The 12,831-nt window shown below is 43.3% G+C and carries 10 protein-coding genes; 9 read left to right on the top strand and 1 reads right to left on the bottom strand.

The window, feature by feature from the left end; all coding sequences use genetic code 11:
* The first annotated feature begins 475 nt into the window (after positions 1-475).
* The 5 genes from JBO43_RS14165 (at position 476) to JBO43_RS14145 (ending at position 5,949) form a co-directional block, all read left to right on the top strand.
* Positions 476-1,663: an acetyl-CoA C-acetyltransferase gene (locus JBO43_RS14165; RefSeq protein WP_202668784.1), complete on the top strand. Its 1,188-nt coding sequence runs from the start codon at positions 476-478 to the stop codon at positions 1,661-1,663.
* A 51-nt stretch (positions 1,664-1,714) separates the two neighbouring features.
* Positions 1,715-2,635, top strand: coding sequence for a phosphate acyltransferase (locus JBO43_RS14160; RefSeq protein ID WP_202668783.1), 921 nt, complete (start codon positions 1,715-1,717; stop codon positions 2,633-2,635).
* Positions 2,632-3,702, top strand: a complete 1,071-nt coding sequence (gene buk, locus JBO43_RS14155) for a butyrate kinase (RefSeq protein WP_202668782.1) — start codon at positions 2,632-2,634, stop codon at positions 3,700-3,702. The genes JBO43_RS14160 and buk overlap by 4 nt, the downstream gene beginning before the upstream one ends.
* Before the next feature lie 63 nt (positions 3,703-3,765).
* Positions 3,766-4,500, top strand: coding sequence for an acetoacetate decarboxylase (locus tag JBO43_RS14150; protein ID WP_202668781.1), 735 nt, complete (start codon positions 3,766-3,768; stop codon positions 4,498-4,500).
* A gap of 291 nt (positions 4,501-4,791) precedes the next feature.
* On the top strand, positions 4,792-5,949 hold the full coding sequence (locus tag JBO43_RS14145; RefSeq protein WP_202668780.1) for an iron-containing alcohol dehydrogenase: 1,158 nt from the start codon (positions 4,792-4,794) through the stop codon (positions 5,947-5,949).
* 65 nt (positions 5,950-6,014) lie between these two features.
* Here JBO43_RS14145 and JBO43_RS14140 read toward each other — a convergent pair whose 3' ends face one another.
* Positions 6,015-7,739, bottom strand: a complete 1,725-nt coding sequence (locus JBO43_RS14140; RefSeq protein ID WP_202668779.1) for a PglL family O-oligosaccharyltransferase — start codon at positions 7,737-7,739, stop codon at positions 6,015-6,017.
* A gap of 547 nt (positions 7,740-8,286) precedes the next feature.
* Between JBO43_RS14140 and JBO43_RS14135 the strand changes: the two genes are divergently transcribed.
* The 4 genes from JBO43_RS14135 (at position 8,287) to JBO43_RS14120 (ending at position 12,782) form a co-directional block, all read left to right on the top strand.
* Positions 8,287-8,814, top strand: coding sequence for a fimbrial protein (locus JBO43_RS14135; protein WP_202668778.1), 528 nt, complete (start codon positions 8,287-8,289; stop codon positions 8,812-8,814).
* 106 nt (positions 8,815-8,920) lie between these two features.
* Positions 8,921-9,409, top strand: coding sequence for a fimbrial protein (locus JBO43_RS14130; protein WP_202668777.1), 489 nt, complete (start codon positions 8,921-8,923; stop codon positions 9,407-9,409).
* A complete protein-coding gene (locus JBO43_RS14125) occupies positions 9,410-11,950 on the top strand; it encodes an outer membrane usher protein (protein WP_202668776.1) in 2,541 nt (846 codons plus the stop codon).
* Positions 11,951-12,029: 79 nt separating this feature from the next.
* A complete protein-coding gene (locus JBO43_RS14120; protein WP_202668775.1) occupies positions 12,030-12,782 on the top strand; it encodes a fimbria/pilus periplasmic chaperone in 753 nt (250 codons plus the stop codon).
* The last annotated feature ends 49 nt before the right edge of the window (positions 12,783-12,831 follow it).

The raw sequence follows: 12,831 nt of genomic DNA, 5'->3' as shown, positions 1-12,831 counted from the left end.
TTAAAGTTCAGTTTAATGATTGGATTAATAGTGCAGGATACAGCCCTCTGTAACAAAATAATTTTTATTGTATCGGAAGTATTCGGTTACCCATCTAAACAATAATGTTTTTTACAAGTCGCTCATCGAAATATAACCCTCCAAAAATGCATTATAATCTCATTGTGCCTGCGCATTAATAAATCATGGCAAATTCAAAATAAAGCATCGCCACTAATTCACTGCATTTCATTCCGGATTTGAGTCAGTTCATTCCATTTTGGTTGCGTTCTGGATTAAAAAAAGAATAATAAAACACGAAACCCACAAAGTATTATAAAAGTTAATAATTTGTTTTTTTCAACTTAGTCTTGTGAAGTGTGCATGGTGTGTGAGCTGTATCGCAATTATTAAATTAATATCCAGCGAGCATTGATTTTTAAAATACCACCTCACTCAAAATTATCCAGTGGCCATATATTTAGAGGGAATTTCTGTGAAAGACAATGACATTGTTGTCCTTGAACTGGGAAGAACTGCAACAGGTATTGCAGGCGGTGCTTTGTCAAATATCCCAGCGTCTCAACTTGGAGCAACAGTAATAAAAGAGATACTCAGGAGGCTTTCTCTTCCTGCCTCAAGTGTCGATGAGGTCATTATTGGGCAGGTGCTTACAGCAGGTTGTGGTCAGAACCCGGCCAGACAAACGGCGATATATGCAGGGCTTGAAGAAAGTGTAACAGCTGTCACGGTCAATCAGGTTTGCGGCTCTGGATTAAAGGCGATCCAGCTCGCAATGCAGTCAATACGTAATGGCGATGCGGCGCTCATTATAGCAGGCGGTCAGGAAAATATGAGCCTTTCTCCACACCTCATCCCACATTCCCGTAAGGGGGTCAAGATGGGGGAATGGAAATTACTCGACTCCATGATTAAGGACGGTCTCTGGGATGCCTTTAATGACTATCATATGGGTCATACAGCTGAAAACATTGCAGAGCGATGGGAAATAACAAGAGCAGAGCAAGATGAGTTCGCTCTTATGTCCCAGCAAAAAGCGCGATGTGCACTTGCCGGACATGCTTTTGCCGACGAAATCATTCCGATCACTGTTTCGCATCATAAGCATGAAGACTTTGTTTTTTGCCGGGATGAGGGACCAAGACCAGATACGACGTTATCAGCACTCGCAAAGCTTAAACCTGTTTTTAAAAAGGAAGGAACAGTAACAGCTGGTAATGCATCAGGAATCAATGATGGTGCGGCTATGGTTGTTCTTGCATCAGGGAAAAAAGCGAAAGAACTTGGCATTAAACCGATTGCGATTATACGCAGCGTTGCAACGGCTGGCGTGGAACCTGCTTATATGGGCACGGGTCCGGTTCCGGCATCCAGGATAGCGTTATCACGCGCCGGCTGGAGCGTACACGAACTGGAACTCATCGAATCAAATGAAGCGTTTGCGGCCCAGGCTATTTTGGTGAACCGTGAGATGGGGTGGAACAACGGGATCGTAAATGTGAATGGCGGTGCCATTGCGCTAGGTCATCCAATAGGCGCCTCTGGTACACGGATTTTTGTTTCACTTGTTTATGAAATGAAGCGGAGAAATGCCAGGAAAGGTCTGGCAACTCTCTGCATCGGCGGGGGGATGGGTATAGCAACGACAGTTGAGTTGATTTAACCCAATCCTGTTTGAATATATTTTCCTCCCATTTTAAATGAGAATATCCACATGCTGAAATCACTAGATTCATTTATAGATATAACCAAAAACATATCAAATGTAAAAATTGCCGTCGCCGCTGCTGAAGATTTGACAACACTCACTGCGCTCAGGGAGATTACCAAAAAAAACATTGCCGAACCTATTCTCGTCGGTGACAAAGACATGATTGAATCAATTTGTGCTATAATTGACTATGATGTCAGTAAATTTCAAATAATCAATATCAAAAACAAGATTGATGCATGCCGCACAGCGGTAGAACTGGTTAAATCAGGTTATGCACATGTATTGACCCGCGGAGCGATTGAAACACCAGATTATCTTCGCCCTATATTAAACAAAGAGCACGGACTGAAAATATCTCCTCTTGTTTCGCAAGCAGCATTTGTAGAAATACCTTCATACTCAAAAGTGTTTGCTTTCACTGATTCCGGAATCAATATATCACCTGATGTAAATGACAAAGCTCAGATGATCCGTCAATGTGTATCAGTATTTCATCGGCTGGGTGTTATGAATCCTAAAGTTGCCGTTATTGCTGCTACAGAAGGTGTTAAAACAGTTATGCCATCGACTGTCGATGCTGCATTATTGACACAAATGAATCGCAGGGGAAGTATTCCAGGTTGCATCGTCGATGGCCCTCTATCTATTGACCTGGCCTTCAGTAAGGAATCCGCGATACATAAAGGCATTATTTCTGAAGTAGCCGGAGATGTGGATTTAATTGTGCTCCCTGATATTAATGCAGCTAATATATTCTATAAAACCGCAACATTTCTTGGAAGGGCTCGTGCAGCCAGTTTTATAATAGGAACAAGTGCACCAGTCGATTTTCCGTCTCGCTCAGATTCTGTTGAAACTAAATTTTACGCAATGGTATGCGCTGTTGCACAATGTTCAAAGATTCAGGGGTTAGATAAATGAAGATCATTGTGATCAATCCAGGAGGTATGTCGACGAAGGTAGCGGTATACGAAAATAAAACGGCTGTTTTTACTCAAACGATTGAGCATACACAGCCAGAACTGGCTGCATATTCAGGCATTGCTGCTCAGAAAAGTTACAGGAAATCGCTTGTGAAGCAGGTGCTTAATGAAAATAATTTCAAATTAGAAGATATCGATGAATTTGTGGGCCGGGGGGGAATGGTACGAAATCTCGCCGGTGGAGTGTATCGTATTAATGAAGCTTATCTCAGAGATGCCAGCAAGGGTCTGAATGGACAACATGCATCGAATCTGGGTGGCATTCTGGCTCATGAACTCGCGCAAGAAACTTGTCCAGGTAAATGCGCATATACAGTTGATCCGGTAATGGTTGATGAATATGACGACATAGCCCGACTTTCAGGGTTATCCGACATATCCAGAGTCAGGAGCTTTCATGCACTAAATCATAAAGCAGTTGCTGCACGGTACGCACAGGAAAAGGATTCAAGTATCGATAAGCTAAGGTTGATAGTGGCACATCTCGGAAGCGGTATTAGTGTTGGTGCACATCGTTACGGTCGTATTGTCGATGTTAATTCTGCGCTTGGTGGTGATGGTCCCATGAGCCCAGAGCGGAGTGGAGGAATCCCTCCACTTGCATTGATAGATATGTGTTTTTCACAAAAATATAGCAGAAATGAAATCTATAAAAAGTTGATTGGACAGGGAGGGATGTATAGTTATCTGGGGACGAGTGATGCAAGAGATATCGAAAAGCGAGTCATAAGTGGAGACAAAAAAGCTGCACTTGTTTTTGAAAGTATGGCTTATCAGGTTTCCAAGGAAATTGGTGCATGCGCCACTGTTTTGGAAGGTCATGTAGACGCTATCATTTTGACCGGTAGCATTGCAAAAAGTGACATGTTTAATCAGTGGGTAATCAGACGGACCCAATTTATTTGCCAGGAATATGTTATTTATCCCGGTGAAAATGAAATGGATGCACTTGCATCCGGTGTTGTTGATGGCATCCATGGAATGCGCCCTGTCTATGATTATTAAAAATCAACGTTGTTGCTTTAGCAAAAAAACGGTAGATTTTAACATTAATATGTTGAGAACATTATGTCTATAAAGTCATTTGGAATGCCTGTTATACAAGGAAATCGTGCTTATACTGAACCCCCGCATCGTTTTTCGGCGAGGGAGTATTTTGTTATTGAATATGAAACGGATCCCGATGCCATCAAAAAAATATTACCACCTGGACTGACATTCACCGTTCCCGTCGTTAAATATGAGTTTATGAGCATGCCTGATGCCAGTGGATTCGGACGATTTAAAGAGTCGGGACAAATTATTTCCGTTGATTATAATGGTATTAAAGGCAGTTATATCCATTCAATGTATCTTGATCTGCACTCTCCTGTGGCTGGAGGACGTGAAATATGGGGGTTTCCTAAAACAATGGGAAATCCTACTCTTGATATTGATGGTGATTATCTTCTCGGAACCCTTGACTATGGAAGGGTTCGCGTTGCAACAGGGACAATGGAATACAAACGACATTCCGCCAACATTCAGCATACGGAAGCAGGCCTGAAATCCCCATCATTCCTTGTAAAGTCGATCCCACATGCCGACGGCAGGCCCGCCATTTGTCAACTAGTCAGGTATGTTCTGGATGATGTGCGAGTCCACTGGGCCTGGGCAGGGGAAGCCACCCTGGAGCTTCATCCTCATGTAATGGCCAGGGTTAATGACTTGCCAGTGATACAGGTTCTTTCCGGTCAGCATTTTTGCGCCGATGTCACATTACCGTTTGGAGAAATCATGATCGACTATCTGACATCGTTGTGAACGCTAAAATAGCAGCTCGTTCAAGTAGTCATTGACTGTTATACAAGGCGTCACTCTCTCGTTTTATCTGACACTATAATGGAGTAATATTTATGAGTTATTATATACTCGCACTGGATGTTCTTATTCATCACGTCCAAATGTCTTTGGATGATGCTATTGCTTTAATGAATTTGCCGAAAAACATGTCGGATGAGTTAAAGTCGCTGTATCTTCAAATGAAGAGCAGTACGACAGACTTCTAATAAAGTAGAGTAATTAGTAACTTTTCACAAAGGCATTAAAACAATTATGAGTGATAAATTTATTTCACCTCAAAAAATATATCATGGGGAAGGTTCTTTTTCCCGTATTGAAACGATAGTTGGAAAACGAGCGTATATTGTGACTGGTAAGGGATCAATGCAACGTTCGGGATATCTTGAGCGCGCAGTTAAAATGCTAAAAAATAGAGATTATGACGTGCGCGTTTTTGAAGGGGTTGAGGAAGACCCTTCTATTACAACTGTCTTGAGAGGTGCTGATGATATGCTGAAATTCCAACCAGACTGGGTCATTGGTCTCGGGGGATGTTCTGCAATTGATGCAGCAAAAGCTATGTGGGTCTTTTATGAATATCCCGATATGGATTTTGAGGATGTAATATCACCATTTTCCATCAAAACTCTTCGCAATAAAGCTCGTTTTCTTGCTATACCTTCTACGTCAGGCACGGGTACCGAATGTACATGTGTTGCAGTAATTACAGATCGGGAAAAAGGAACCAAATACCCTATTGTGTCTTACGAATTATGTCCTGATGTTGCAATTATTGATGCTGAGCTGTGTAAATCAATGCCTCCCCATGTTACGGCAAATACCGGGATGGATGCTCTGACACATGCCATTGAAGCTGCCGTAACACCTTTAGCTGATGCTTATACTGATTGCCTTGCAGAACGAGCCATTGTAGATATCTTTCACAATCTCCCTGTTGCTGTGAGAGATGGTAATGATATGCAAGCGCGACAGGCTATGCACAATGCATCAGCCCTTGCAGGGATGTCTTTCAGCAATGCATTACTCGGTATTGCTCATTCTCTTGCTCACCAGATTGGTGGTATGTTCAGCATCCCACACGGAAGAGCAAATGCAATTCTATTACCTGATGTTATTCGTTTTAATCAATCCTCTGCATCAGAACGTTATATAAGGCTTTCGATGTTAGTTGGTACAGATACTCCAGAAGGATTGGCACAATGTGTCGAAAAACTTCGTGCTAATGTTAATATTGAAAGTAATTTCAAGGATACAGGAATTAGCGAAAAAGCATGGCTGGATAACATACCAGTCATGGCGGAACGCGCCCTCAATGATGCATGTACGTTCAGCAATCCTCGTAAGCCATCTATGAGCCAGCTACAGATGTTATTGCACAATGCGTATTATGGATATCACTACAAGGAGTAATGCACTACTGACTGATGATGGAATGAGCAGCTCTGTTCTTTCTGGAACTGAGCTGCGCGAACTCCTTATTGATTACAGTTAAAGCGGAGATCTGACGGCCATCTTCCATGTGCTTCTAAGCATAGTCTGTATTTTTCTGGATTGTTTTTGGCACGCGCGATGCGTAAAAGAGAATCATAAACACTGGGATCGTTATGTGTCTTCAGATAATCTGTTCCCCATGCTGTAAAGCGGGTGAGTAGTTCAGCATCCTGCGTCATATTGTAGCGGAGCAGTAATGCAACATGGCGGTCAAAATCCATGCGTGTTTGCTGGCTCAAAGGATTAGGGAGCGTTTCTAATACCTTTTCTTCGTTAAAAGCGAAGGGTGTAAGGCCTTGGCGCTCAATTTTTGTAAGATTATGCTGAGTGATAACGCCTGTAATCATGAAGCCAAGAACAAACAGACCGGAAAGAAGTGCAGCAATTTTGCTACACGATCTGATTATTTTTGTGCTGAGTCCTTCATGATCGATTTTCAATGGTTTAAAGTTCTTGCTTAACGGCCCCGCAATACAGAGTAACGTGATCATAAGTAATCCATGAGAGGCGGACTGGTAAAGAGGGTACTCAAGGTTACTGTGTATCGCTACTGGCATCAAAAGAGCCACTCCGCTCAAAGCCATGCCTGTCGGGAGCCATATATAACGGATCGCACCTGCGATCATAATCAGCAGACCACAAACGCCAACGATTCCACCTTCTGCCCATGCGAGAAGTAGCTCATTATGTGGATGTGTCACTGTGTCCGCTTCCAGTCCTGGAGCAATATCGCGGGCAAGTTGCCCGAAGATCGCCTCAAAGCTACCGTAACCGTTTCCCACAACAGGATGCATGACAATCATCTTCCATGTAACCATCAGCATATAGATTCTGGACGTTGTAGATCCTGATTTAGGTATTACAGGAAATGTGATTTCAGGGAGTAGTAAATATCCAAAGTTAAGCCATAAAATACCTGTCGATATGCCTGCACTGACTAAAAGACCTGCACCTAAAACCTGCCGCGAATGACCATGATATCCCTGAACAATGAAGATGAGTATGAGTGAAAAGAGTGCTCCCAGATAACCACCTCGTGATTGAATAAGAACAATCATTGCTGATAAGATAAAAAGTGAAATTCCAGAAAGCTTACGAGCCAAACTAAACGTCGAAACATTTCTACAGTGTGATCGAAAAGTTGTCCGGGAATATACGAGCGCAGCACAACAGATACCTGTTGATAGCCAGGATGCAAGGACATTAACCTGCTGGAAACTACCATAAGGCCTTGCTCCGGGGAGTTCCTGAATCGTCGCTAGTTGATAAATAGCATAGGCAGACTGAAGAAGCGCAGAAGTAATGATGACGCATAATAGCTGAAGCCTAGATTTTTCACTGTTTAAAAAAAACCTCAACTTATTAAATAATATTAAAAGGGCGATGATAGTTAACACGCGCGGTATGGCATTAAAAAACCAATCTAATTCCCTTGTCCATAGCAGCGGTAATGCCCAGAGACACCATCCGGCAAGGATAGTAAGTAATACTGATATAGTGTTTATGTTATAATTGCAGTTGTTTTTTTTATATATTGACAAAATTATGAACAATAAAGACATGTATGACCATGCCAGAAGATTTTGAGGTAAAGAAAGGCCTGACCCGCCATTGTTAGGCAGAATCACCAACATCCCTGCACAAAACCAAAGCATTAATATCTTAGCGATAAAACTATCATTTTTCTCAAATAAAAACCGAAATTGCATATTTATTCCACTTATTGAATAAAGACTGGATATCAAAAAACATTTATAACGATTGTGTATTTATACACCGTTTTTGGAGGTGCATACCATAGCTGATGGAGCCTGAACACATTTTTCATTTACCATGCTCACACTAACGCCTTCCCATAAGATAAAACAGAGATATCATTAGTGTATTTATGGTCAATCGCATGTTTATTTAAGCTTTTTCATTAGATGTTTTTTAAATATGGCCTACAAAAATGCCTTTGTTTAGTCACGTAACGCATGGCATTTCTTTATATTATTTGTCTGGTTATTTGTCTGGCACTAACAGGTGAAATCGAAACGATAAATTTTCTTATGACGGTAAAAATGAAAAGCAGCTGTCAATTTGCAATAATCATCATAAATGTCACTGCGAATGTATTATTTTGAACTTTTTGAATTAAGCCTTGATTGCTACTCTTGAGGGGATGAAATTTCGCGAGTTACATTAAAAATCGCAAAGTTTCTACTGTTTTGATTCATTCGATAACATCAACATGTTAAATTTTAGGAAATTATAATGAACGTAAAAAAAATCGCGCTTGCAGTGGCTGTAATTTCTGGTTTTGCTATGGGTGCAGCTAATGCAGCAGACCAGGGACATGGTACCGTTACCTTCACTGGTTCTATTATTGATTCCCCATGCTCAATTGCGCCAGAATCTGTTGACCAGGTTGTTGACCTGGGCCAGGTATCTAACGTTGCCCTGAAAGATGGCGGTACATCCACTCCAGTTCCATTCAACATCAAACTGGAACAGTGCGATACCACTACGCTGAAAACCGTACAGGCAACCTTCACCGGCGCTGCATCTGCTGGCAACCCTGACCTGCTTGGTATCACTGGTACTGCGAAAGGCGCATCAATCGCAGTCACCAACGGTGCTGGCGAAGTAATTGTTCTGGGTCAGCCTTCTCCTGCTCAGACTCTGCAGGATGGTAACAACACACTGGCATTCTCTGCATATCTGCAGGGTGATGGCGCTTCTGCGACCATCGTCCCAGGTAGCTTCCAGTCTGTAACTGACTTTACTCTGAGCTATCAGTAAGTCCTGATGCAGGTGGCTTCGGCCGCCTGCGTTATACATAACAGCATTAAGCACAAAAATGAAATTAATAAATAATATAGTGCTCCGCTGCATGATAATTCTCTGCATGACTGAGAGTGCTTCTTTTGCAAGTACTCAGGAGATGTTTGGTTTATTTGAAGGCCGAGTCAGCATGCAAGGTAGCATTATTAGCTCCTCGTGTTCCATAGCAACAGAAGATCGTGACCAAACCATTGATATGGGCGTTGCGACCATGGGCGAAGTCATCAGAACTCGCACTGCGCTGTCAAAATCATTTTCTTTGCATCTCGTAAATTGTGTATTTGAAGACAATAGTTCAAATCAACATTTTCAGACCACATTTGAAGGCCCAGCCAAAGACGACCTGTTTAACGTCAATGGAGCATCTGGCGTGAGCTTACAGATTTCTGACATCAAAGGGAATATCGCTCGTCCAGGCCTGCCATTTACCTCATCTTTGGAAAGTACGAATAGTCATGTGCTGCTTTATGTGCTTTCTCTCGTCGGAAATGGCCGGCATTTAAAAGCGGGTGAGTATCGTGCGGTGCTGCGTTTTAAAGTGGATTATTACTAAATGATTTCAGAGAGCATAATTAAAAAAAAAACAAAGCATGACTGCATACCTGATTTCTATTTCAGGCTTGCGCCTATTGCTTTAGTGATGTGTAGCGTACTGTTCCCTTGTCGTCTTGTTTTTGCAGACGATGCAGTGCAATTTAACACTGATGTGCTTGATGTAAAAGATCGCTCAAAAATCGATCTGGGTCAATTTTCTCGTTCTGGCTACCTCATGCCAGGCTCCTATCAGCTTGCTATTCGTGTCAATAGCTCTGAACTTCCGGAGCAAAAAATTGATTTTATTCCCCCAGAAAATGACCCGAAAGGAAGCCAGGCCTGTCTGACACCGGAAATTGTTAAAGATTTCGGTCTCAAAGACAGCGCATACAGAAACCTTTCATGGACGCATAATGGACAATGCCTTTCCCTTGATGCACTCGAAGGTATGACAATTCGCCCGGATTTGGGCCAGAATGCATTATATATAAGCTTGCCTCAGGCTTTTGTTGAATACACTTCAGATAATTGGGAGCCACCTTCTCGCTGGGATAACGGCATTGCGGGCATGTTGTTTGATTACAATATGAATGCAATGACTACTCACCAGGAAAGTGGTGGCAGAAACGACTCTGTCAGCGGTAACGGTACGTCTGGCGTTAACATGGGTGCATGGCGACTTCGCGGCGACTGGCAGTCTCAGTACAATAAAAACAGTACTGGTGGCTCTCAAAGTAACTTTGACTGGGTGCGCTATTACGCCTATAGAGCCATTACCTCTTTACGTGCGAAGCTTACGCTGGGTGAAAACTACCTTGACTCATCTATGTTTGATAGTTTCCGGTATACCGGTGGCTCGCTCTCAACAGATGATAACCAGCTTCCGCTTAACCTCAGAGGCTACGCTCCTGAAGTGTCCGGTGTTGCAAAAACGAATGCCAAAGTGACAGTCAGTCAGCAAGGGCGAGTGCTCTATGAGACAACCGTCGCTTCAGGCCCGTTCCGTATTCAGGACCTTAATTCCGCTGTCTCGGGTAAGCTCAATGTAAAAGTAGAAGAACAGGATGGCACTGTTCAGACATTTGATGTTGATACTGCAAATATCCCCTATCTTACACGTCCGGGACTTGTGCGTTATAAGCTTGCCATGGGCAAACCTTCCGACTACGAGCACCATTCTCAGGGGCAAAATTTTGCAACAGGAGAAATTTCCTGGGGTGTAAACAATGGTTGGTCACTGTATGGCGGCGGGATATTCTCGGCGGCATACAATGCGCTTGCAATAGGTATTGGTCGAGACCTGCTCGCCTTTGGTGCATTGTCATTTGACGTAACAGAGTCAAGTGCAGAAATGCAGGATGGCGAGATGAAACGCGGGGGCTCCTATCGCCTCAGTTATTCAAAGCGTTTTGATGAGTATGACAGTCAGGTCACTTTTGCCGGCTATCGTTTTGCTGAACGAGAATTTATGAGCATGTCTCAATTCCTGCAAGCGCGATATGAAGGGAATGTCAGTGCCGGCAATGATAAAGAAATGTACACAGTAACGCTTAACAAACAGTTCAGTGATATCAACCTTAGCCTCTACCTCAACTACAGCCACCAGACATACTGGGACAGGGATGCGACAGATACATGGAACCTCTCCGCCTCCCAGTATTTTGATATGGGCCCTGTAAAAAATGCCAGTTTGAGCGTGTCGGCTTACCAGACACAATATGATAACTCTAAAGACGATGGTGTTTATGTGAGCCTCAGCCTCCCTACGGGAGACAGTGGTACTGTCAGTTATAACGGTCAGTTCAGTAACGGTGAGAATTCAAATACAGTTGGATATTATGACCGTATTGACGCCAACAATACTTACAGAGTAAATGCAGGTACTACGTCTGATGGCAGAGGCACCGGTGATGGCTATTTCAGTCATGAAGGTGAACTGGCTAGTCTGACAACCAATGCCAGCTTTACGGGCAGTGAATATAACGCCTTCGGTATGTCACTTCAGGGCGGCCTGACAGCAACAGCAAATGGCGCGGCCCTGCATCGCACTTCTTCAGCAGGAGGAACACGCATGCTTGTCGATACCGGAGGGGTGAGTGATGTTCCTGTAAATGGCAATGGTGGAATAGTTACCAGTAATTACTTCGGTAAGGCAGTTGTCGGAGATGTGAGCAGTTATTATCGTAACTCCGTCAGCGTCGCACTTGATAAACTGCCAGATGATATTGAAGCCACGCGCTCAGTTGTTCAGGGAACACTTACAGAAGGTGCCATTGGCTACAGAAAATTCGGCATACTTTCAGGCGAGAAAGCCATGGTAACCATTCGACTTCAGGACGGTTCTTCGCCTCCATTTGGTGCCGAACTGTCGAATCAGGATGGCGCACAGACAGGTATCGTTAATGATGGGGGCAGTGTATGGCTTTCCGGTATGCGGCCTGGCGAAATCATGGATGTGAAATGGGGGGGGGCTGTTAAGTGCCGCGTCACACTGCCTTCAAACGTTATAAAACGAGACAGTATGATGCTGCTTCCATGCAGTCTGGTTTCAGCAAACTGAATGATAATTCCTCTTCGCTGAACAGAAACTCAGTATGATCTGTCAGATTAAGTTGTTATTGATTAATAAGCGAGTATTCATGAAAACTGCATACAAAAATGTAACACGGGTAATGGGGATAGCAACATTCCTCATGTTTACTCAAAATGCCGACGCAGCGATTGCACTGGATCGGACTCGGGTGATTTTTGAGGGCGGGAAGACATCCACTACCGTGTCAATTTCGAATCAAAATAAGTCCTTACCATACCTTGCTCAGGCATGGGTAGAGGATGCTGCCGGTAACAAAATTGAATCACCACTGACTGCCGTTCCACCACTTCAGCGTGTTGAAAGTGGTGAAAAGGGACAAGTTAAAATCCAGGGCACAAGCAATCTTGCCTCTTTGCCGCAAGATCGTGAGTCTCTTTATTATTTTAATGTTCGCGAGATACCGCCAAAAAGCTCAAAGCCGAACACGCTTCAGCTTGCACTTCAGACACGTGTGAAAATGTTCTATCGCCCAACATCAATAGCTATAAAGCAAGGTGATCTAAACGAAGCCCAGAAAAAACTCACTTTAATACGTTCAGGTGATGGGTATAAGGTCAATAATCCGACGCCATATTACGTCACTATTGTCGCGGCATCTTCATCTGAAAAATCTGATACCGTTACCGGTTTTCATCCATTCATGGTCGCCCCGAAAAGTGAAAGTAATCTAGGTGTAAGCGCATCGTCTGTAGGCTCACATCCAGTTCTGACCTTTATTAACGACTTCGGTGGGCGTCCGCAACTTCTCTTTAACTGCAATGGAAATAACTGCGCGGTTGATAGCGTAAAAGCCGGGTGATCTGCTGCCCGGGGCAGCATGATAGTTCTGCCATAAAATAAATACAGGT

The sequence above is a fragment of the Lelliottia jeotgali genome (genome assembly GCF_016771845.1).
In the GTDB taxonomy this organism is placed as follows: domain Bacteria; phylum Pseudomonadota; class Gammaproteobacteria; order Enterobacterales; family Enterobacteriaceae; genus Enterobacter; species Enterobacter jeotgali.
The sequence above is the reverse complement of the archived record's forward strand: the minus strand, read 5'-3'. Positions and strand labels throughout refer to the sequence as shown.

Bases quoted from the DNA above. Each gene is read 5' to 3' on its own strand.
- JBO43_RS14160 (WP_202668783.1), top strand. From the start codon at position 1,715: ATGCTGAAATCACTAGATTCATTTATAGATATAACCAAAAACATATCA.
- buk (WP_202668782.1), top strand. From the start codon at position 2,632: ATGAAGATCATTGTGATCAATCCAGGAGGTATGTCGACGAAGGTAGCG.
- JBO43_RS14150 (WP_202668781.1), top strand. From the start codon at position 3,766: ATGTCTATAAAGTCATTTGGAATGCCTGTTATACAAGGAAATCGTGCT.
- JBO43_RS14145 (WP_202668780.1), top strand. From the start codon at position 4,792: ATGAGTGATAAATTTATTTCACCTCAAAAAATATATCATGGGGAAGGT.
- JBO43_RS14140 (WP_202668779.1), bottom strand. From the start codon at position 7,739: ATGCAATTTCGGTTTTTATTTGAGAAAAATGATAGTTTTATCGCTAAG.
- JBO43_RS14135 (WP_202668778.1), top strand. From the start codon at position 8,287: ATGAACGTAAAAAAAATCGCGCTTGCAGTGGCTGTAATTTCTGGTTTT.
- JBO43_RS14130 (WP_202668777.1), top strand. From the start codon at position 8,921: ATGACTGAGAGTGCTTCTTTTGCAAGTACTCAGGAGATGTTTGGTTTA.
- JBO43_RS14125 (WP_202668776.1), top strand. From the start codon at position 9,410: ATGATTTCAGAGAGCATAATTAAAAAAAAAACAAAGCATGACTGCATA.
- JBO43_RS14120 (WP_202668775.1), top strand. From the start codon at position 12,030: ATGAAAACTGCATACAAAAATGTAACACGGGTAATGGGGATAGCAACA.